Annotated in this window: 18 protein-coding genes and 1 tRNA gene; 10 read left to right on the plus strand and 9 right to left on the minus strand. The window is 41.2% G+C overall.

Going from position 1 to position 21,033, the window contains the following annotated elements; genetic code table 11:
* Window positions 1-186 precede the first annotated feature (186 nt).
* The 8 genes from ACSFVZ_RS15470 to nth all read left to right on the plus strand — a co-directional run bounded on the left by ACSFVZ_RS15470 (window position 187) and on the right by nth (window position 9,083).
* On the plus strand, window positions 187-2,130 hold the full coding sequence (locus ACSFVZ_RS15470) for an EAL domain-containing protein (RefSeq protein ID WP_435559182.1): 1,944 nt from the start codon (window positions 187-189) through the stop codon (window positions 2,128-2,130).
* Window positions 2,131-2,307: 177 nt separating this feature from the next.
* Window positions 2,308-2,889 (plus strand): electron transport complex subunit RsxA, encoded by a 582-nt coding sequence (gene rsxA, locus ACSFVZ_RS15475; RefSeq protein WP_135925394.1) that lies wholly within the window; start codon window positions 2,308-2,310, stop codon window positions 2,887-2,889.
* Between the two features lies 1 nt (window position 2,890).
* Window positions 2,891-3,445, plus strand: a complete 555-nt coding sequence (gene rsxB / locus ACSFVZ_RS15480; protein ID WP_054563643.1) for an electron transport complex subunit RsxB — start codon at window positions 2,891-2,893, stop codon at window positions 3,443-3,445.
* A gap of 8 nt (window positions 3,446-3,453) precedes the next feature.
* On the plus strand, window positions 3,454-6,027 hold the full coding sequence (gene rsxC / locus ACSFVZ_RS15485; RefSeq protein ID WP_435559183.1) for an electron transport complex subunit RsxC: 2,574 nt from the start codon (window positions 3,454-3,456) through the stop codon (window positions 6,025-6,027).
* Window positions 6,024-7,079: an electron transport complex subunit RsxD gene (gene rsxD, locus ACSFVZ_RS15490; RefSeq protein WP_435559184.1), complete on the plus strand. Its 1,056-nt coding sequence runs from the start codon at window positions 6,024-6,026 to the stop codon at window positions 7,077-7,079. The genes rsxC and rsxD overlap by 4 nt, the downstream gene beginning before the upstream one ends.
* On the plus strand, window positions 7,079-7,714 hold the full coding sequence (gene rsxG / locus ACSFVZ_RS15495; protein ID WP_199526222.1) for an electron transport complex subunit RsxG: 636 nt from the start codon (window positions 7,079-7,081) through the stop codon (window positions 7,712-7,714). The genes rsxD and rsxG overlap by 1 nt, the downstream gene beginning before the upstream one ends.
* Window positions 7,714-8,412 (plus strand): electron transport complex subunit E, encoded by a 699-nt coding sequence (locus ACSFVZ_RS15500; protein WP_105175132.1) that lies wholly within the window; start codon window positions 7,714-7,716, stop codon window positions 8,410-8,412. The genes rsxG and ACSFVZ_RS15500 overlap by 1 nt, the downstream gene beginning before the upstream one ends.
* Before the next feature lie 38 nt (window positions 8,413-8,450).
* Window positions 8,451-9,083, plus strand: a complete 633-nt coding sequence (gene nth / locus ACSFVZ_RS15505; protein ID WP_054553695.1) for an endonuclease III — start codon at window positions 8,451-8,453, stop codon at window positions 9,081-9,083.
* Between the two features lie 23 nt (window positions 9,084-9,106).
* Here the strand turns inward: nth and ACSFVZ_RS15510 are convergent, their stop codons facing one another.
* From ACSFVZ_RS15510 to ACSFVZ_RS15520, 3 genes are all read right to left on the minus strand, one after another.
* Window positions 9,107-9,403, minus strand: a complete 297-nt coding sequence (locus ACSFVZ_RS15510) for a type II toxin-antitoxin system RelE/ParE family toxin (protein ID WP_138602595.1) — start codon at window positions 9,401-9,403, stop codon at window positions 9,107-9,109.
* A 5-nt stretch (window positions 9,404-9,408) separates the two neighbouring features.
* Window positions 9,409-9,633 (minus strand): type II toxin-antitoxin system ParD family antitoxin, encoded by a 225-nt coding sequence (locus ACSFVZ_RS15515; protein ID WP_199526221.1) that lies wholly within the window; start codon window positions 9,631-9,633, stop codon window positions 9,409-9,411.
* Window positions 9,634-9,829: 196 nt separating this feature from the next.
* Window positions 9,830-11,365: a S10 family peptidase gene (locus ACSFVZ_RS15520; protein WP_435559185.1), complete on the minus strand. Its 1,536-nt coding sequence runs from the start codon at window positions 11,363-11,365 to the stop codon at window positions 9,830-9,832.
* A gap of 252 nt (window positions 11,366-11,617) precedes the next feature.
* On the opposite strand from ACSFVZ_RS15520, the gene ACSFVZ_RS15525 reads away from it, so the two are divergent.
* Complete coding sequence (locus ACSFVZ_RS15525) at window positions 11,618-13,525, plus strand: aminotransferase class V-fold PLP-dependent enzyme (RefSeq protein WP_054553700.1); 1,908 nt, start codon at window positions 11,618-11,620, stop codon at window positions 13,523-13,525.
* Window positions 13,526-13,751: 226 nt separating this feature from the next.
* On the plus strand, window positions 13,752-14,150 hold the full coding sequence (gene gloA / locus ACSFVZ_RS15530) for a lactoylglutathione lyase (protein ID WP_435559186.1): 399 nt from the start codon (window positions 13,752-13,754) through the stop codon (window positions 14,148-14,150).
* Between the two features lie 14 nt (window positions 14,151-14,164).
* Here gloA and ACSFVZ_RS15535 read toward each other — a convergent pair whose 3' ends face one another.
* From ACSFVZ_RS15535 to ACSFVZ_RS15560, 6 genes are all read right to left on the minus strand, one after another.
* Window positions 14,165-16,402: a HAMP domain-containing hybrid sensor histidine kinase/response regulator gene (locus ACSFVZ_RS15535; RefSeq protein ID WP_435559187.1), complete on the minus strand. Its 2,238-nt coding sequence runs from the start codon at window positions 16,400-16,402 to the stop codon at window positions 14,165-14,167.
* Entirely contained in the window at window positions 16,399-17,562 is a 1,164-nt protein-coding gene (locus tag ACSFVZ_RS15540; RefSeq protein WP_435559188.1) for a sugar ABC transporter substrate-binding protein, read from the minus strand. Before ACSFVZ_RS15540 ends, ACSFVZ_RS15535 begins: the two co-directional genes overlap by 4 nt.
* Before the next feature lie 67 nt (window positions 17,563-17,629).
* The gene (locus tag ACSFVZ_RS15545; protein ID WP_135926295.1) at window positions 17,630-18,778 is read right to left on the minus strand and encodes an ABC transporter permease; all 1,149 of its coding nucleotides are present in this window, start codon (window positions 18,776-18,778) and stop codon (window positions 17,630-17,632) included.
* Window positions 18,779-18,780: 2 nt separating this feature from the next.
* Complete coding sequence (locus ACSFVZ_RS15550) at window positions 18,781-19,707, minus strand: ABC transporter ATP-binding protein (RefSeq protein WP_135925412.1); 927 nt, start codon at window positions 19,705-19,707, stop codon at window positions 18,781-18,783.
* Window positions 19,704-20,651 (minus strand): HlyD family secretion protein, encoded by a 948-nt coding sequence (locus ACSFVZ_RS15555; protein ID WP_435559189.1) that lies wholly within the window; start codon window positions 20,649-20,651, stop codon window positions 19,704-19,706. The genes ACSFVZ_RS15550 and ACSFVZ_RS15555 overlap by 4 nt, the downstream gene beginning before the upstream one ends.
* 311 nt (window positions 20,652-20,962) lie before the next feature.
* A tRNA-Glu gene (locus ACSFVZ_RS15560) sits at window positions 20,963-21,032 on the minus strand.
* Window position 21,033 lies beyond the last annotated feature (1 nt).

Raw genomic sequence — 21,033 nt, forward strand, 5'->3', positions numbered from 1 at the left:
CCAACTCCAAGAATCTATTAAACTTTCATCTACAACTATTCTTCGATTGTATTAGACTTTAAAGCGCATATAATCTACTCTACTTTAAGTAATTTCTATACTTTGCTATAGAATATGATGCAAAATTATTACAGCAATGAATCAAGGAATTGATTCCTTCCTTTTCGCTTTTAAAAGATAAGAAAAATGGCTGGTTTTAAAAAACTAATATTTATACAACTTATATCTTGGTTACTGCTTACCGTTTTAGGTGGCTATCTAGTTGCTCTTAGTTTTGATAGCTCAGTGAGTGATACGCAAAAAAAAGCACAACTGACCGTTAATTCATACATTAGCGACTTAACAATGGATGACTTATCTGCAGAGAAAATCCAACGTACATTTGCTGATGCGAGTATCTTTTCAAGCTTTACTCTTCGTGATCACGCTGGTAAAACCCTTGTAGCAGTTCAATCATCAGAGTCGCTTCCGCTTCTAGCAGAGATGGTTAACAGTTCGTTTAATTCTATCCGTCCGCAATTTGCTGTTAACAACGCTTCTGATATAAAAGTTGAATTTACTATTAATGCACAAAGCCTTGCCAATTTAATGCAGCAGGCGATGTTCGTTGTTATCTTGGTTTCTGGTCTTATTGCCCTTCTCCCTATTTTCTTTATGAAGAGCATGTTTAAACGACTTAATCGTAAAATCAGCACCACTATTGCTGATATTGTTGATATATATATTAACCAGAATCAGGTAGGTGGCGACCTTGGACAAGCGATAGACACGTCGCGAATTAAAAAGCTAAGTAAAGATTTAATCCCTTCGTTTAATCGTTTGTCTCACTTTTTACAGACAAAACATGATGATATTCAAAATAACGCGTTAAATATTAAAAAAGAAGCGTACAAAGATGTTGTAACCAACTTAGGTAACCGCAACATGTTTGTTGAGTATTACGAGAAAAATATTGAAAACTCAGATAAAAGCACCTTTGGCTCGCTTGCCATGGTGCGTTGCAGTGAGTTACAAGCAATAAACCAAACCCGTGGCTACCAGAAAGGTGACGAGTACGTTAAAGGTGTTGCTGATATCATCAAACATATCAGTGGCACGTACACAAATAGCCAAGTTTTTCGTTTAAATAGCTCAGATTTTGCTGTGGTATTACCGAACACACCACTAAAAGAAGCTGAACGCTTTGGTGATAATCTACAATCTCGTTTCACTCAATATCAACAAAACCAAGAATTAAGCTCTGTAGCAAATACAGGTATCGTTGGTTATGAAAAAGGTAAGCCTTTAGGTGAGCTGCTTTCAGTTGTTGATAATGCAATGAGTATGGCGCAGTCAAAACAAGCAAATGCTTGGCATGTACAACGAGAAACAGACTTAGTAAATAATGCTAGCGCAGGTTTTGGTAACCAGAACTGGCGTAAAGTGATTAACGAAGTTATTGAATCTAAACGTGTACATTTAGTAATGCAAAATATTATGCCGGTTGGTAAGAGTGTTAAAGCTTATGCTGAGATTCAAGTAAGATTTAAAACTGCTGAGAACCAAACATTACCAACGGCTTCATTTTTAGCTATGGCTGAAAAGCTAGAAATGGCAATGGAAATTGATCGATTGATTATCGATACTACTCTGGACAAAATTAAGACTCGTAATTTTTCTGAGAAATTCTTTGGCATTAATGTAACTGCATCAAGTGCCCATAATGATCAATTTGTGATCTGGCTTGAGCGCCGCCTATTAAAAGACAGTAATATCGCCTCTAAGCTTATATTTGAAGTGAGCGAGTTTGGCTTACAACAAAATATTAAAGCAAGTAAACGCTTTATCGATATGGTGCATCGTGTAGGTGCGCGTATCACTGTAGAGCGTTTTGGTGTTGGTTTAACGTCATTTAAATTCTTTAGAGACTTAAAACCTGATTTCATCAAAATGGATGCAAGTTATACCCGCGGCCTTGAAGAAGATAAAAATAATCAATATTTTATGCGCTTAATGGTTGATCTTGCTCACCGTATTGGCGTGAGTGTTTTTGCAGAAGGTGTTGAGAGCCAAGAAGAGAAACATATCATTGAAACTTTATGTTTAGATGGCGTACAAGGCTATTACATCGAAAAGCCAAAAGACATTTAAGCCCCCTACTCATGGCCCAAAAAACCACACGTTTTTTGGGCCTATTCTATTCATTAACCTTGCTTTAACAGTTTAATCATAAACAGCTTTGTTAATTTTAGCTATTCGTCCCTGATGTGTTGTGTCAGCCCCCAGAAAAAAGGATAATAGTGCCGATTTTAAACTCGTGAGGCACGCATGACAGAATATGTCTTGTTATTGATTGGCACCGTGCTAGTCAACAACTTTGTTTTAGTACAGTTCTTAGGTTTATGCCCTTTTATGGGTGTATCAGGTAAGTTAGATACCGCGATCGGTATGTCTTTAGCCACAACCTTTGTGCTTACACTAGCTTCTGTAACGAGTTACCTAGTGAATCATTATATTTTGATTCCACTTGATATCGCCTTTTTACGCACTATGAGCTTTATTCTAGTGATAGCGGTAGTCGTGCAATTTACTGAAATGGTGGTAAGAAAAACCAGCCCGACACTTTATCGCTTATTAGGGATTTTCTTACCGCTTATTACCACCAACTGTGCCGTGTTAGGTGTTGCTCTACTAAATATCAAAGAAGATCATTCGTTCTTGCAATCTGCTGTGTATGGTTTTGGTGCAGCTGTTGGTTTTTCTCTTGTACTGGTTTTATTTGCAGCTTTACGTGAACGCTTGGCAGCTGCAGACGTCCCTGCACCATTTAAAGGTGCGTCAATTGCTATGATCACCGCAGGCCTGATGTCGATGGCCTTTATGGGTTTTACAGGATTAGTGAAGTTTTAATATGACCTTGTTTTATGCTTTGATAGCGTTAGGTTCATTAGCGCTAATATTTGGTTTAATTTTAGGTTTTGCCGCCGTGCGTTTTCGCGTTGAGAGCAACCCTATTGTTGACCAAATTGATACCATTTTACCGCAAACACAATGTGGCCAATGCGGCTACCCTGGCTGTCGTCCATATGCTGAAGCGATCGCCAATGGTGACGAAATCAATAAATGCCCACCAGGCGGCGAAGCCACGGTAAAAAAACTCGCTGATTTAATGGGTGTTGAAGCAAAACCGCTGGCTGGCGGTGAGCAAGCAGATCCTGTTAAAACCGTTGCCTATATTCGTGAAGATGAATGTATTGGTTGTACCAAATGTATTCAAGCCTGCCCTGTTGATGCGATTGTCGGCGCAACCCGCCAAATGCACACTGTATTAATCGATGAATGTACTGGTTGTGACTTATGTGTTGAACCGTGCCCTGTAGACTGTATTGATATGCTGCCTGTAAAAGAAACCAAACAAACTTGGAAATGGCAATTAAACGCAATCCCTGTGACTCAGGTAGATTAGGAGCACAGATGGAAAAGTTAATAGATCAAATTAAACAAGGCAAAGTGTGGTCTATACCTGGGGGCATTCACCCACCGGGTCAAAAGCTGCAATCAACAACACACGCAATTGCAAGACTGCCACTACCAGATAAGCTTGTTGTATCTTTAAAACAACACATTGGTGCTAACGGCAAACTAATTGTTGAAAAAGGCCAACAGGTACTTAAAGGCCAAGCATTAACTAAACCGAGCGGTAATTGGTCTGTGCCTGTGCACGCACCAACATCTGGACTTATTAGCGATATTTGCCCAATGCCATCTGCTCATCCATCAGCATTGCCTGAGCTTAGCGTGATTATTGAACCTGATGGTGAAGATAAATGGTGTGAGCTTCACCCTGTGTCTGATGCAAAAACACTTTCCCATGATGAGCTTGTTGATATTATTCACCAAAGCGGTATTGCAGGTATGGGCGGCGCTGGTTTCCCAACTTATGTAAAAGCAGATACTCGAAAAGCCATTGAGTTTTTAATTGTTAATGCCGTTGAGTGTGAACCTTATATCACCGCTGATGATATGCTAATGCGCGAACATGCCGATGGCATAATTGCTGGCATTGAATTAATGCAGCAGCTGTTAAATCCACAGTTAACGATTATTGGCATCGAAGACAATAAACCCGATGCTATTGCTGCCATGAAACTCGCAGCACAACATAACGACAGCATCATAGTGCAAACAGTGCCAACGGTTTACCCTTCTGGCGGTGAAAAACAGCTAATTAAATTGCTTACGGGCAAAGAAGTCCCGAGTGGCAGTATTCCTGCCGATATTGGTATGCTGGTGCAAAATGTTGGTACCTTGTTTGCGGTAAATCAAGCCGTAAATGAAGGTAAACCTCTGATTGAGCGCGTGGTGACAGTTACGGGTAACACCATTCATAAACAGGGTAATGTGTGGGCTTTACTAGGCACCGAAATAAAACATTTATTAGATTGCCAAGGCTTTTCGCCAGTTCCACAGCAACGAGTGGTCATGGGCGGTCCAATGATGGGCTTTACCTTACCAACTGTGCGCATTGGTGTCGTTAAAACCACAAACTGTATTTTAGCACCAGATCACCAAGAGCTTGCTGAGCCGGGTGATGAAAAAGCCTGTATTCGTTGTAGTGCCTGTGCTGACGCCTGCCCTGCTTCATTATTACCTCAGCAATTACAATGGTTTGCTAAGTCAAAAGAATACGACAAACTCAATGAGCACAATTTATTCGATTGTATCGAATGCGGTGCCTGTGCTTATGTATGCCCTAGCGAAATCCCCTTGGTGCAGTACTATCGCGTTGCTAAAGCTGAAATAAAAGAGCAGCAAGCAGAGCAAATTAAAGCAGAGCGAGCAAAAGAACGTTTTGAAGCGCGTAAAGAACGTTTAGAGCGCGAACAAGAAGAGCGCCAAAACCGCCACAAACGTAAACCTGCTGCTAAGTCAGATGGCGAAAAACAAAAAGTGGCAGATGCACTCGCCCGAGTTAAAGCTAAATCTGATGATAAAGACAGTAAATCAGCTGTCGCTGCTGCTATTGCCCGTGCGAAAGCGAAAAAGCAAGGTGCAGAGCTTGAGCCTGATAACTCTGAAGTAGCTAAAGAGCGTGCAGCACGTAAAGAACAAGCACGTAAATACAAAGAGCAAAAAGCACAAGAGCAAGGTGAAGAAAGCGTCGATAAAGATGATAAAAAATCAGCTGTCGCTGCCGCTATTGCCCGTGCTAAAGCAAAAAAAGCCGCGCAAACCGCTGAAGAGAACCCAGAAGCAGACACAGCACCTAAAGACGATAAAAAGGCCGCCGTTGCTGCAGCTATTGCCCGCGCTAAAGCGAAAAAAGCCGCACAAGCTACTGAAAATCAAACTGAAGCTGAAGAAGAAGCAACACCAGTTGATGATAAAAAAGCTGCTGTTGCTGCTGCAATCGCTCGTGCTAAAGCGAAAAAAGCAGCACAAGCTGCTGAGAATCAAACTGAAGCTGAAGAAGATAGCGCGCCAGTTGATGACAAAAAAGCTGCTGTTGCTGCCGCCATTGCCCGCGCTAAAGCAAAAAAAGCCGCTAAAGAACAAGCAAAGAGTGACGATTCATCACAGCAACTTGATGATTCAAGCGATGAGGCTGATTCAAAGCAGCAATCTGATGCCCCTGAATCTAGCGAAGATAAGAAAAAGGCTGCTGTTGCCGCTGCTATTGCTCGCGCTAAAGCGAAAAAAGCCGCGAAAGAGCAAGCACAGAGTGACGATTCATCACAGCAACTTGATGATTCAAGCGATGAGGCTAATTCAAAGCCGCAATCTGATGTACCTGAGTCTAGCGAAGATAAGAAAAAGGCTGCTGTTGCCGCTGCTATTGCCCGCGCTAAAGCGAAAAAGGCCGCTAAAGAGCAAGCGCAGAGTGACGAATCATCAGAACAACTTGATGACTCAAGCGATACGGATGATTCAAAGCCGCAGGTTGATGAACCTGAGTCTAGCGAAGATAAGAAAAAAGCAGCGGTCGCTCGTGCCATTGCAAGAGCTAAAGCGAAAAAGTTACAACAAGAAGGAAACGATAAGTCATGAAGCTAACCATGGCGAGTTCGCCGCATAATCATAGCCATAAATCATTAAGCCGATTAATGATGACAGTGATTGCTGCGTGTATTCCAGGCTTAATCGCGCAAGTTTTCTTTTTTGGTAGCGCTGTTTTAATTCAGCTTGTTCTCGCGCTAATTACAGTTAGCGCCTGTGAAGCCGCTGTATTGATACTTCGTAAACGCAAAGTTTGGCCAACACTCAGTGATGGTAGTGCGTGGTTAACAGGCGTATTACTGGCGTTGAGTATTCCGCCTTTAGCGCCTTGGTGGATCATCGTAATTGGCTGTCTCTTTGCAATTGTTATTGTAAAACAGCTTTATGGCGGCCTTGGCTTTAACTTATTTAACCCTGCTATGGCAGCTTATGTATTACTACTTGTATCGTTTCCGGTGCAAATGACCAGCTGGTTACCTGTGAGTGATTTACTTGCATCTCCGATCAGCTTCTCACAACAGCTGTCTGTTATTTTCAATGGTTTTACCAGCGCTGGATTTAGTGTCGATCAGTTACGTGTAGCGATTGATGGCACAACCATGGCAACACCACTTGATACCGTTAAAACAGATGTCGCCCATCACCTAACGGTGGCTGAGAGTATGAGTAAGCCTCTTTTTAATGACTGGTTTGGCCTTGGTTGGGGCTGGGTTAACCTCAGCTTTTTAGTCGGTGGTCTTTATTTATTAAAAGCTAAAATCATTAATTGGCATATCCCTGTGAGCTTTTTAGCCTCATTAGCAGTGTGCAGTGGTATTGGTTATATCGCAGCCCCTGGCACAGAGCCAGGCGTGGTATTTCACTTATTCAGTGGTGCGACCATGTTAGGTGCATTTTTTATTGCTACCGATCCGGTTTCGGCATCAACAACAAATAGAGGCCGTTTGATTTACGGCGCGTTAATTGGTCTGCTTGTTTACTTAATTCGTACTTTTGGTGGTTACCCTGATGCAGTAGCATTTAGTGTATTGCTATTAAATATGGCAGTGCCATTAATTGATTACTATACGCAACCACGTACTTACGGCCATGGAGTGAAATAATGATCCTTTCCTCAATGACTAAAAATGGCGCTATTCTTACCGCATTTGCGCTCATTACCACAGGCACTGTAGCCCTGACTCATAGCCTGACTGCTGAGCGTATTGAAGAGCAAGAAAAGCAACAACTTGCAGAGCAGCTGCAACAAGTACTTGATGCCCATCATTACGACAATCAACTTTACAAAGATTGTGTTGTGATCACCGATGAGCGCCTTGGGCCACGTCCAGATCAAGTTATTTACCGCGCCTACAAAGACAATAAACCGTATGCTTTAGTGATGCGCCATGTTACCCCAAGTGGTTATAGCGGCGACATCAACTTATTAACGGCGGTTTTTGCCAATGGTGAAATAGCGGGTGTTCGTGTCACTAAACACGAAGAAACACCGGGCCTTGGCGATAAAGTTGAGGTCAAAAAATCAGACTGGATCACCCTTTTCAAAGGGCAAAATGTACTTTCTGAAGATGACAGCCGCTGGGCTGTTAAAAAAGATGGTGGCCAATTTGATCAATTTACAGGTGCAACCATTACACCGCGTGCTGTTGTCGGCTCGGTTAAACAAGCTGTGCTGTTTGCCCGAGCTGAATTTGATAATCTGTTTGCTGCACCAAACATCTGTCAAGGAGCCAAGTAATGAGCCAAGTTAAAACCTTATTTAAAGATGGTATGTGGGCTAATAACCCTGCCCTTGTGCAGTTATTAGGCTTATGCCCGCTACTTGCTGTTACTTCTACGATCACCAATGCATTAGGCCTAGGTTTAGCGACGTTATTAGTACTGGTTGGTTCTAACGTCACCGTATCGATTGTGCGAAACTGGGTGCCTAAAGATATTCGTATTCCTGTTTTTGTGATGATTATCGCAGGCTTTGTAACGATAGTTCAGCTAATGATGAATGCCTATACATTTGGGCTTTATCAATCATTAGGGATTTTTATTCCACTGATTGTTACCAACTGTGCCATTATCGGTCGCGCAGAAGCATTCGCTTCTAAAAATACGGTGCCACTTTCAGCCTTTGACGGACTGATGATGGGACTTGGCTTTATGTTAGTTTTAGTGGTGCTAGGGGCAATGCGAGAGCTTATTGGTCAAGGTACGCTATTTGATGGCGCCGATTTATTATTAGGACCATGGGCCGCAGCACTTCGAATTGAAGTATTCAGTTTTGATAACCAATTTTTATTAGCAATCTTACCACCGGGTGCCTTTTTAGGACTTGGTTTACTGATTGCTGCAAAAAATGTCATTGATACACAAATAAAATCTAAGCAAGTTGTTACTCCAGAAGTAGAAAAAGGCCCAAGAGCCCGAGTAACAAGTTTAACTTAAAGGAGAGCACGCACCGTCACTGCGTGCTTTACGCCACCATGAATAAAGAAAAACGCTATGAGATCTTATCTCGTCTTCGTGAGCAAAACCCGCACCCAGAAACAGAGCTTGAATATTCAAGCCCGTTTGAATTATTAGTTGCGGTTACCTTATCAGCACAAGCAACAGATGTCGGTGTTAATAAAGCAACCCGTAAGCTATTCCCTGTTGCTAACACGCCTCAAGCGATTCTTGATTTAGGCCTTGAAGGCCTTCGCGATTACATCAAGACCATTGGTTTGTTTAATTCTAAAGCCAATAATGTCTATAAAATGTGTGAAATTCTGGTCAATAAACATAACTCAGAAGTACCCGAGAATCGTGAAGCACTCGAAGCATTACCCGGTGTTGGCAGAAAGACCGCGAATGTTGTTTTAAACTGTGCCTTTGGCTGGCCTACTATTGCCGTAGACACGCATATTTTCCGCGTTTCTAACCGCACTAAGTTTGCTATGGGTAAAGATGTAGTTGCTGTAGAACAAAAACTAGAAAAAGTGGTACCTAAAGAATTTAAAGTCGATGTGCATCATTGGTTGATTCTTCACGGCCGTTATGTGTGTACTGCTCGTAAACCTAAATGCGGCAGTTGCATTATCGAAGATTTGTGTGAGTTTAAAGAGAAGACAGAGTAATTAAGTATTATTGCGGACCTGCATTAGCTTGTTAGGTGTAGTTGAACCTTCATTTGTTGATGCAGAATTCTCACAATGAAAATATCGTTGGCTCTTTTTTTAAAAAAGATGTAGTGCTTTCTAAATATATACCGAGAATATCCTGGCTTGATATCGCTAACATCTTGAGCAAGGCTCGGCTCAGTAGACAAAGCCATTAGCGTTTCATGAATTCCAATTAAATAGTTTTCTGCTTGAGAAACACCGAATTCAATTTCGGTGTACTGAAAAATACGCTCCAAGTCATACTGAGCTTTGTTAGAGAGAATATATTTAGCCATTCGCTTTAAGTTTTGTTTTTGGATTTGGATATAATATCTAAAACCGTTAACTTACTCTCACCACTTAGCTCACCCTCTACTAATGCCATTCTAATAGCATCTTTTTCACTCTGATTATGGCGGATCAAATCGCGGATATAATCACTTGCATTTGAGAATCGACCTGACTCAACTTGGGCATCAATCCATGATCGCATTTCATCTGGAATAGAGATATTTAAAGTTGCCATAGTTAATTCCTATATATTTACAGTCTTTGATTATGGCAGATATTGGCAAACATTAGCAACAAATATGGTCGATGTGCACCAATGGTTAATCCTTGAAAGGCGCTATATCTGCAAAGTTCTTAACCTTTTATAGCATACCATAAGCACACTTTGCGCATTGTGCCAAACACAAGGTTTGGCACGATAATCCTAGCCATTATCGCTGGTTTTGGCTCACCTGCTTTTTAATAAACTCTCGCGTATCATTTAACAACGATACTCTTGCTGGTTCGTGAACATACATCATGTGACCACCGTGATAATAGTGATAGTCAATTTTATCAGCGTATATACCGTGTCTGTTTAAGGTGTATTCTGCATCAAAAAATGGCGTGACAATATCGTAATACCCTGAGGCAACCATCACTTTCATTTGCGGATTACTGCGAAGCACATAAGATAAATCTGGCGCGGTATTGACGTATCTTGGCTCCCATCCTTGTCCATCAGGAGCAGTACGCCAGCGCCAGTTATCTGATAACTCAGGGTCACCAGGGTTTAAGTATTTTCTTTTCCACTGTACGTTTAAATCTGTGCGCATGTATTTCATCAGTGCCGCTTTATATGCAGGCCCTATCACTTTAGACGCATCTTGCTTAGGAGCCGCTGTTAAATCGTCTCGTTCATCAAGCTTATAACGTCCATCAAGCAAGCCTACTGCGACGCCCTCATCACGCAATAACTCTTTAGCGAATCTGAACGCGTTAATACGTAAATCAACCTGCTCAATATATTGTTTACTTAGCCCTGTATAACGGTGCAGGCCGTCAACAATTCGCGTTCTGTCAGCTTTGCTAAGCGCATTACCCTTAAATAAGGCTGGCAGTAATTCATCAACAGCAAATTGTCGGCTCGCATCTATAAAGGCTTCAAAATTTCCTGATGTGTCTACTTTTTTATGATACCAAGCAGTTGCAGCAAGTGTGGGTATGTAGGTGATATAAGAAATGATGTTGTCATCAACATAAGGGCTTGAACCTTGATAGTCTAAAGCTTGTGACACAAAAATAATGCCATTTACATTAATCAGGTGTTTATCCATCAGTACTTTAGAAACCGCTGCTGCTCGAGTTGTCCCATAGCTCTCTCCCAATAAAAATACGGGTGCATTCCAGCGATTTTCTTTTGTTAGCCACTGGGCAATAAAATCAGCGATAGAAGATGCATCTTCTTTCAAGCCCCAAAAGGCTTTGCTCTCAGTGTCACCTAATGCACGCGAGTAACCTGTGCCAACAGGGTCAACAAACACCATATCAGTCACATCAAGAATCGTCTCAGGCGCATCTTTTAATTCGTAAGGAGCCAATCCAGGAGCCGTTGCATCGCTTGGTACCACGACACGTTTCGGGCCATAAGCACCCATATGTAACCAGTTAGACGATGAGCCCGGACCACCATTCCAGATAAATGTGACTGGTCTGTTTTTGTTATCGCTTGCAGCTATGTAATCAAACGAAAAGATAGCAGCAGTTGGCTCTTCGTTTTTGTTTAATAAATAAGTTTCACCGGCTACAGCTTTGTATTTTAGCTTTTTGCCATTGAAAGTGCCTTTATGCTGGGTCACAAATTTAGTGGCTTCGGGTATCGACTTTTTATTGTTTGAATCTGAGACTTCATCTGCATTAACTGCGTTCGTACAAAACGCAAACAATGTAGAGATGACTACAGTTTTGAAATTGGCAACATATGCCATGTTTTATTCTCCCTAGCATGTTTATCTTTATTTTTATCTGTATCTGGCTTGAGTGGTTTTATCGCTGAGTGCTCAATTAACCTTTTACTTAGGCATTACTTTTACAGTAAGAACATGTAATTTCAACTATCTGCGATTAACACGAAAAAAGTATAATCAGTTTCGGAACAAAAAATATCAGCGTAATCATTTCACAAGCTTCCATCCTTTCGTTATGCTGTTGAGTAATGTGAATTTTTTATATGAGTTGCTATGTTACCTTTACTTCGTATCTTGTTAATTGAACAAGATCCTGCCACCTTAAAAGAGCTTTCAACGAACCTAGAAAAAACAATCCCTAATTTTGAGCGAAGTGATGTTGATATCGACATTATTGAGTGCATAGAGCTCAAGCAGGCGTTGAAATATGTAGAGGAAGATGGCGATATTCAAGCTGTGGTACTTAGTTGGGATGTACTGAACAATGGCGAGCGCACCTATAGCCGTTTTATCGAGCAATTAAAAGGCATACGCCTAGAACTGCCTGTTTATGTTATTGGTGACGATACGAAAGGCTTGGAGATAGTTAACGAGTCAGAAGAAATTGAATCTTTCTTTTTTAAAGATGAGGTCATTTCAGACCCTGAAGCTATTTTGGGCTATATGATCAATGACTTTGATGACAGATCAGAAACTCCATTTTGGACCGCCTACCGTCGTTATGTGGGTGAATCGAACGATTCATGGCACACACCTGGTCACAGTGGCGGTGCTAGCTTTAGAAATTCTCCGTATATTAAAGACTTTTATCAGTTTTATGGCCGTAACGTATTTGTTGGCGACCTGTCGGTTTCTGTCGACTCGCTTGGCTCATTATCAGACAGCACCAACACCATAGGCCGCTCTCAAGAATCAGCGGCGGCGACATTTGAAGTAAAACATACCTACTTTGTTACCAATGGTTCATCGACTTCAAATAAGATTATTTTGCAAACTTTACTGCGTAAAGGCGACAAGGTGATCATCGACCGAAACTGTCATAAATCAGTACATTACGGCATTTTGCAGTCGGCTAGTTTACCTATTTACTTATCGAGTATTTTAAATCCTAAATATGGTATCTTCGCGCCCCCTTCATTGGCTGACATTAAGCAAGCGATTGAACAAAATAGCGATGCTAAATTACTGGTTTTAACCGGCTGTACCTACGATGGTCTGCTTAGCGATTTAAAACAAGTAGTTGAATTTGCACATCAGCACGGTATTAAAGTGTTTATCGACGAAGCGTGGTTTGCTTACTCGCTTTTCCATCCAAGTTTACGCCACTATTCGGCTATTAATGCTGGCGCAGACTATGTTACCCATTCGGCACATAAAGTGGTTTCAGCGTTCTCTCAGGCGTCTTATATTCATGTTAACGACCCTGATTTCGATGCCGATTTCTTCCGTGAGATCTACAGTATTTACGCCAGTACCTCGCCAAAATATCAGCTCATTGCCTCGCTGGATGTATGCCAAAAGCAATTAGAAATGGAAGGTTATAAATTACTGAATGCCCTGCTGAATCACGTTGCAGAGTTTAAGCAGCAAATGGCTTCACTCAAACATATAAAAGTGCTCGATAAGCAAGATTTCATGGATATATTCCCTCACTTTAGTGGCGATAACATGGGTCACGACCCACTGAAGATCCTTATCGATATTAGTGAGTTACCTTATTCATTAAAGGATATTCATAAGTTTCTATTAGATGAAATTGGCCTTGAAATCGAAAAATATACGCACAGCACCATTTTAGTTTTACTGACTCTTGGCGGCACGCGCTCGAAGATCATTCGCCTTTACAATGCGCTGAAGAAACTCGATAGCGGTAAAGTAAAACTCGCCACTTCAATGAGACGAACACGCTTACCAGAGAATCTACCCGCTATAGACTTAGCTTGTATTCCTAGTGATGCGTTCTATGGCGAACGTGAATCTGTGCCAATTAGCAAAAGTAACAACCGAATTTGTGCCGGATTAGTCACGCCTTATCCTCCTGGTATCCCGCTTTTAGTGCCGGGGCAACATATCACTAATGAGCATATCGAATACCTTAAAGAGTTGGCGGGTCAGGGCCTGACAATTCAAGGGAGCTTTGATGGCGAAATTTATGTACTTAAAGGTAAAGTGAAAAGCTAAACTTTCGCTTATACCGCAAAAACCTCATTGTTATGCAGCAATCCCTATTCACTGCTGCATAACATCACCCTTTTCATATCAAACACTTTACGCTTTGTCTCAATGCAACTGTGCATGCAATCGAAATAATTTATAATCCATTTTTTATAATTTTAATACGCAGCGTTGTACCATGCTGCGTTATTGAAATTGTGCGAATTTAAAGACAAGAAAGAGGATGCTTAAAATGCGCTTATTACACACAATGCTTCGCGTTGCTGATTTAGATAAATCAATTGAATTTTATACGCAGGTATTAGGTATGAAAGAGCTGCGCCGTGCAGACAACGAAGAGTACCGCTACACCCTTGCTTTTGTCGGTTATGGTGACGAAAAAAATTCGACTGTGCTTGAGCTTACTTATAACTGGGATACAGACAGCTATGATTTGGGTAATGCATACGGTCATATTGCTATCGAATTTGATGATATTTATAAAGCTTGCGAAGACATTAAAGCTGCTGGCGGTAATGTGAGCCGAGAGCCGGGTCCAGTAAAAGGCGGCACAACTGAAATCGCATTTGTTAAAGACCCTGATGGTTATGCGATTGAGTTAATTCAGAAAAAAGATAACAACACTTTTTGATATATAAATACTGGCTATTTCAGCGATTGCTGGGATAGCCACTTTGCGAGTACTTTTTCTAGTTCAGCAAAATTAATTGGCTTTGCGATATGATCGCTAATACCAACTTTTGCGCTTGTTTCGATGTCGTCTTTCATTGCATTGGCACTAATCGCAATAATCGGCGTATTAAAATCTGCCCTTGCAAGTAAATTTTTGCTGGCAGTTAAGCCATCCATCACCGGCATTTGGATATCCATTAAAATCAGTGCATAATCCTGTGTTAGAGTTTTTTCACAAGCAATTTGACCATTTTCGGCCAATTCATAATTTAGACCTAATTGAGTTAAATACTTAGTAATAACAATTTGGTTAATCGGGTTATCTTCAGCAATTAATATTGGCCTGCTGACCGCTTTAAAATCGAACTGAGTGTCTTCATCAGGTTGGTGTACTTTTGCGTTAGCGTCCTGTGGGTTTAGTGATTTAAAATTAACATTAATCTTAAACTCGGTGCCTTTACCAAGTTCACTAACAATCGCAATAGTGCCTCCCATTAAATCAATCATTCCCTTACTGATGGCAAGCCCAAGACCGGTCCCTCCATATTCACGAGTGGTGCTACTTTGCGCTTGTACAAAGGGATTAAACAAAGCCGTTATTTTATCATCAGCGATACCTATGCCTGTATCTTTTACCGATAACACGACGGCAGTTTGGTGTTCATCTCGGCTTTGCAGAGTAAGCGAAACAATGATCTCCCCTTGATTGGTAAATTTAACGGCGTTAGAGAGCAAGTTAATCAGCACTTGTTTAACGCGTATTTCATCACATTCTACATTCAGCGATTGTAATGAGGAGACCTCGAGCCGGCAGCCAACCCCTTTGGCATCACAACTCGGTTTAAATAGTAAGATAAGGTCATGGCAAAGCGCGACTAAATCACATTGTCGCGACTCGAGCTCTATTTTATTGGCCTCTATTTTTGAAAAGTCGAGAATATCGTTAATCACGGTTAATAGCACATCACTACAGTTATTTATTTGCCTTACAAACTCTGCTTGCTCTTGTGTTAGCGTGCTTTTATTGAGTAGCTGCAAAAAGCCCACAATACCATTCATCGGAGTGCGTATTTCATGGCTCATATTGGCTAAAAATTGGCTTTTAACTTGCTCAGAACGCTCAGCTCGAAGCTTTTCTAATTGCAACGAAGTAATTTGTATATCAATGGTATCAGCCATGCTGCTGAGCGAATCTGCAATATCTTTAAACTCTTGATAATGAAAATCGTCTGTATCTTGTTTGTAATTACCTAATGCATATTCACGGCTAAGAGCAGTAATACGATTTAGCGGGTTATGGAGTCGTGCCGTCAACCAACGCACTAAGAAAAATGAAATGATAGAGAGTCCTACAATTAACAACCCTGCTAATATGGCCGTTTGCTTTACAGCGCTGGTGTAAGCAGTTTTTGCTTCATTTATTTGGAACTGTAAACTGGTTAGCTTACCTTTATAATAAACATTACTGATTGAGGCCTGCTCCATTAATTTGCCGTAATCGCCAGCATCACCCACACTATATAAAATGTTTTCTTGTGCTGAAATTTGTACTTGCTTACCCGCTTGATAAACCGGTTGCTCATTATGTATAGCAAGCCACTTTAACGCCTCTGATAAAGGCACAAAAGATACTAACACGCCCGTTTTAATTATTGGCTCACTGAGAGAATCTTGCTCATGTAGCAAGGTAGATGTAATAGCCAGTAAGGCATTTTGTGTTGCCTGTAGAGGTGCGAGTAGCTCTGTGACTTGTGGATTATCGATAATTTGAATTGTGTTTTGCTCTGTTGATGCTTGAGCGCTGTCGAGAATGCTTTTAGTGAGTTTGTAATTCAAATTTAAAGAGCTAATCGGATAACCTTCAACTATAAACCCTTGATTATCAATTACTATCGAGGCTTTTATCTGTGGATTTTGGGCAACAAACTCTTGTAGCTGCACAAGCGCGAACTGTGAGTACACCACTTTATTGGGCAGTTCAGTAATCGCCTTAGTGCTACTAAGCAATTGACTGTTTTTCTCTAGTTTGAATAGTAGCTGCTCGAGGCTGGCCGCATTATTTCTAGCTTGCCACTGTAAACTGGTGTTGGCTTGATCAATCGAGCTTAAATAGAAGCGCCCTATCATCAAACCTGCAAGAATAAATAAGGGAATAATGACCAGTAGTAAAACACTGATAAACAAAGCGCGACTAAAGCGTGGACTACTCATTCATTTCCTTCATTGGCAATCGAGCGCTCTGCCAACCCTTGCATAAAAAGCCCCGCTTGCTCAGCAGTTAAGGCACCACTGCCATAGCGAATAAATCCTTTATTTAATACCTCCCACACGATGATCATAGATGCGGTAGAGGGCATAGGTTTTGTGAATTGTATGGCATCAGTTAAGGTTGCTAACTCTGTGCCTTGTTGTGCTTTTAGGTTATTTAAAACCTCAATGTTAATTGGAATATCTTGAAGCTTTTGCCAAACCAGTGTTTGGAATTTTTCTGCTTGAACCAATTTAGCAAATTTAAATAAGCTTTCTTTATTTGCCCCGTTTAAGCCATCGTTTGGAAACGCCAGTACAAAGGTAGAGTAATAAGGCTGCATATACTCACCATTAAGTTTAGGTAACTGTTGCATCCCTAAATTATCACCAAGCGTCTGTTCATACGTTTTTAATGCCCATGCACCATCAATGGTGAAGGCGGCTTGCTGCGCTTTAAATGCATTATTTGAGCAAGTGTAATCGCACTGTCTATCAACCAGGTTTTGTTTATTTAAATCCCAAACAAATTTGAGAGCAGATTGCATTGCTGGAGTGTTTAACTGAACCTGATTATCTATAATTAGCTCACCATTAAAAGCCGATAAAAACGGAATAAACCAGTACATTTCCATAAAACTCCACGTAACAAGTTTAACCTCTTCAGGCAAGGATGATTGGAAACTATATATATCCTGCCAGTTTTCTATCGGCTCTTTTACGTACTGCTTATTATAAAAAAGTAACAGGTGATTGCCTTGAATGATGGGTATACCTAAGAGCTTATTGTTTAGCTTTGCAGTTTCTAAGGTTCGCTTGTCTGTGGTGTCAGCTATGAGTGAGTCTGGGATAACGCTATAGTTGGCATATTTATCAAGGCCTAAATGATCTGCGGGTACAATAATTACGTCTGTTGATGTGCTGGTACTGGCATTTTGTACCAACCTTACTTTTAGTTCTTTTTGGTCAACCAAGACGGAATTAACAGTTAAACCACTTTGCTCTGCGAACTCACTAAGCAATTGGTTAAAGTGTTCATGTTTCATGGTATGGGCTAGGTTTATCGTTGCTGAATAGCTATCAAACGTCACTATTAGCATCGCCATCCAAAATACTCGCCACACGCTAACATCTACTTAAAAAGAGTGAAATTACCCTTTAGTTAAGCACATATGCCGTAGGTTGCCTAGCTTAATCAAGGGTTTTCTTAAACCTAAATGCAGCCACAGCTAAGCCCAAAATAGTAAAGACTGAAAGCCAAATTAAGTCATTACTCATGCTTATTAGGTTAACCTCTTTTAGCACTATTCCTCTTATTAGCCTTAAATAGTGCGTTGCAGGTAAGCATTCTGCAAGCCACTGCGCAACCTTTGGCATGCCTTCATAGGGAAATACAAAACCTGATAATAAAATCGAGGGTAAAAGAATGAAAATTGTCATTTGCATTGCTTGAAGCTGGTTTTTAGCGATGGTCGAAAGCACTAAGCCAAGCACTAAACTGGCACATATAAAAGCAAAGGTTGCGACAACCAATGCAACTAAGCCGCCACCAAAAGGAATGTGAAACAAGACCTTGCCCATGCCTAAAATAATAAATAACTGAATAAAACCAATAAAGATATAAGGCACTACTTTACCAATCATCAATTCAAGTGAGCTTAAAGGTAAGGTGATTAAAAGCTCCATATTACCTCGCTCTTGCTCTTTAACTATGGCAGCAGAGGTAAACATAATCATCGTCATGGTTAAAATAACAGCAGCTAAACCTGGCACAATATTAACCGCTGAGCGCTGCTCTGGGTTATAAAATAAGGTTGTCTCAAAGGTTGGGTAAGTTCTATTCGCAGGCTTATCAAGAAGCTCTGCAAGGGGCATATTTCGTAGCGATTTTATGCTCGACGCTACCATTGTGTCTGAACCATCTACTAACCAATGCGCAATTGGCCTGACTAACGACTCATTACTACCATCAGGTAAACCAAAACCAACGGTTGGGTGCTGAGCAAGTCGGTTTGCCACATCGTGAGGTATAAAGAACACGGCGCGGACTTTCGCACTGGCGATTGCTGTTTGTGCTTGCTCTATACTGTCGTAATAATCTGTCACCTTAACCACATTTGTGGCTGATACTGTTTGTACTAAAATGCGACTGAGCGCGGTTTTACTATGATCGACCACGGCAACAGGGATATCTTTCACGTTGGTGTTAATAGCATAACCAAATAGAATCAGCTGGATAAGGGGGATCATCACCACCATCGCAAAGGTCATTCTATCGCGGCGTAATTGTAATAATTCTTTGCTTACAATTGCTTTTATCCGGCTTAATGAAGTAACAATGCTCATTGTCTGCCCTGCCCTGTACAGGTGACAAACACGTCTTCAAGGCTTGGGCGAACGCTATTTACTTGCCATGTATCCTGACAAAATGATTGCTGTTTTATGAACTCAACGGGGTCTTGAACATCTTTTTTTACTAATACTCGCAGCTGTGCACCTAACTGAGTTGCCGAGATAACATGGTCGATTGTTGCGAGTTGTTTTTTTAATTCTCTGGTTTGCGCCCCTGCGATTTCTACTACATGAGCATGCATGTCTGTCATTAATTGCTTTGGTGAACCATCCGCGCGCTTAATACCTGATTCTAAAATGGCTAAACGATGGCAACGCTCAGCTTCATCCATGTAGTGAGTGGTAACTAATATGGTGGTACCAGCATTACTTAAATCAAACAGTGTTTCCCAAAAGTCACGGCGATTTTGTGGATCGACTGCCGATGTTGGCTCATCAAGAAATAAAATTTTTGGTTTATTAATCACTGCAGCAGCCAATGCTAAGCGCTGTCGTTGGCCCCCACTCATACTTCCGGCCATTTGACTTGCTCTTTGATCAAGGCCGTAGGTGTGAAGTAGTTCGTCTATTCTTTGTTGTTTTTGCTGTTTTTTTAAAGGGTAAAGCGCAGCCATGAATTTGAGGTTTTCAAGCACGGTCAAGTCGCTATAAAGTGAAAACTTTTGCGTCATATAACCAAGTTGTGTTCTGAGCTTTTCAGCATCTTTTGGCAGACTCAAGCCAAGCACATTGATATCACCAGAAGTTGGCTTCAATAACCCGGTAAGCATACGGATTGCAGTCGTTTTACCACAGCCATTTGGGCCTAAAAAGCCATAAATTTGCCCTTGTTCAATGTCTAGATCAAGGTTATCAATCGCTTTTAAATCGCCAAATTGTTTTATCAAACCTTTGGCCTGGATCACCGACTCAGTCATGGCATAACCACTTGAGCAGGTACGCCTGTCGGTAAGTTATTTTCACTTGCGGGTAGTGTTACCTCGGCAAGATACATTAATCGCGCGCGTTCTTCTTGATTTAGGGCATAAAAAGGCGTGAACGCCGGCTCTGTCGCAATCCAGGTCAGTTCGCCCTGAATATTTTTATCTATACCATCGACGCGAACCGTAAGTGTCATGCCCTGATTGAGCTTGGCACGATATGGTTCAGGGATATAAACGCGTGCGTAAGGTGCGCTATTTGCTTGAATAATAACGACTGGGCTGCCTTTGGTAACTCGCTCACCTACGTGCCAAGGTAAATTATCGACTCTGCCAGCACGCATCGCTTTAATTGTCAGATCTGAGAGGTATTTTTGCTGTACTTTTAGTTCTGCTTCTGCCGCCTGAACTTGCGCTTTTGCACTATTAATATCTTCAACGCGAGAACCATTTGTTAGCTCATTTAAGTGCTGCTTTGCTGATTCTAAATTAGCAAAAGTCTCATCTCGTGCAGCGGTTGCACTGTCTAAGGTTTCTTGGCTTGCAAGTTTATCTTTAACTAAGGTTTTTGCACGGCGAAAATTAGCTTCGCTTTGTGTATATGCAGCATTGGCTGCTGCTACTTTGGCTGATGCGGCAGCAACTTCTTCGGGACGAGCACCATTCAAAGTTTTTTCAAGAAATGCAGTGGCTTGAGCTAGTTGTGCTTGTGCTTTGGCGACAATCGCTTGCTGAAGTCCGGCATCAAACTTTGCAATCACCTGCCCTTTTTCGACCAACTGGCCTGCTGAAACGGGTAGTTCTATCAGAATTTCGTTAGTCGTTGCAGGATGGATCACACGCTCACGTTCAAGCGTACCCAGCGCCACTCCCTCATTTGAGTCAGAGCAAGCTGTAATGACTAAAGAAATTAGTATGAGTACAACACGTTTAGCTAACATTTTAATTTCCTTATGGTTAGCTGATGAGTTGCTAAATACTATAAAGTATTAAAATGATCAGTAAAAGTGATCAATAGGAATTAAAGTTTTAGAAATATATGTAGTCTATATCGTAAAGTTATATGGAGAATAAAGAGTATTTATTTGAAAAGGATTTTTTCTACTTGAAATGAGATTACAAAATATAATCTTGATAACTCGTTAACTTACTTAACGTAAGTGGCGTCCCCAAGAGATTCGTACTCTTGATAACGTCGTGCATAGATTGCGCGGTGTTCACCGTCCCACTAGACATAACCTACTTGAATAAGTGGCGTCCCCAAGGGGATTCGAACCCCTGTTACCGCCGTGAAAGGGCGGTGTCCTAGGCCTCTAGACGATG

Source organism: Pseudoalteromonas nanhaiensis (assembly GCF_051235485.1).
Taxonomy (GTDB): Bacteria; Pseudomonadota; Gammaproteobacteria; order Enterobacterales; family Alteromonadaceae; genus Pseudoalteromonas; species Pseudoalteromonas lipolytica_C.

Bases quoted from the DNA above. Each gene is read 5' to 3' on its own strand.
- ACSFVZ_RS15550 (WP_135925412.1), bottom strand. From the start codon at position 19,707: ATGACTGAGTCGGTGATCCAGGCCAAAGGTTTGATAAAACAATTTGGC.
- ACSFVZ_RS15525 (WP_054553700.1), top strand. From the start codon at position 11,618: ATGTTACCTTTACTTCGTATCTTGTTAATTGAACAAGATCCTGCCACC.
- ACSFVZ_RS15535 (WP_435559187.1), bottom strand. From the start codon at position 16,402: ATGAGTAGTCCACGCTTTAGTCGCGCTTTGTTTATCAGTGTTTTACTA.
- rsxD (WP_435559184.1), top strand. From the start codon at position 6,024: ATGAAGCTAACCATGGCGAGTTCGCCGCATAATCATAGCCATAAATCA.
- rsxB (WP_054563643.1), top strand. From the start codon at position 2,891: ATGACCTTGTTTTATGCTTTGATAGCGTTAGGTTCATTAGCGCTAATA.
- ACSFVZ_RS15470 (WP_435559182.1), top strand. From the start codon at position 187: ATGGCTGGTTTTAAAAAACTAATATTTATACAACTTATATCTTGGTTA.
- ACSFVZ_RS15520 (WP_435559185.1), bottom strand. From the start codon at position 11,365: ATGGCATATGTTGCCAATTTCAAAACTGTAGTCATCTCTACATTGTTT.
- ACSFVZ_RS15510 (WP_138602595.1), bottom strand. From the start codon at position 9,403: ATGGCTAAATATATTCTCTCTAACAAAGCTCAGTATGACTTGGAGCGT.
- rsxA (WP_135925394.1), top strand. From the start codon at position 2,308: ATGACAGAATATGTCTTGTTATTGATTGGCACCGTGCTAGTCAACAAC.
- ACSFVZ_RS15515 (WP_199526221.1), bottom strand. From the start codon at position 9,633: ATGGCAACTTTAAATATCTCTATTCCAGATGAAATGCGATCATGGATT.
- nth (WP_054553695.1), top strand. From the start codon at position 8,451: ATGAATAAAGAAAAACGCTATGAGATCTTATCTCGTCTTCGTGAGCAA.
- ACSFVZ_RS15555 (WP_435559189.1), bottom strand. From the start codon at position 20,651: ATGTTAGCTAAACGTGTTGTACTCATACTAATTTCTTTAGTCATTACA.
- rsxC (WP_435559183.1), top strand. From the start codon at position 3,454: ATGGAAAAGTTAATAGATCAAATTAAACAAGGCAAAGTGTGGTCTATA.
- ACSFVZ_RS15500 (WP_105175132.1), top strand. From the start codon at position 7,714: ATGAGCCAAGTTAAAACCTTATTTAAAGATGGTATGTGGGCTAATAAC.
- gloA (WP_435559186.1), top strand. From the start codon at position 13,752: ATGCGCTTATTACACACAATGCTTCGCGTTGCTGATTTAGATAAATCA.
- rsxG (WP_199526222.1), top strand. From the start codon at position 7,079: ATGATCCTTTCCTCAATGACTAAAAATGGCGCTATTCTTACCGCATTT.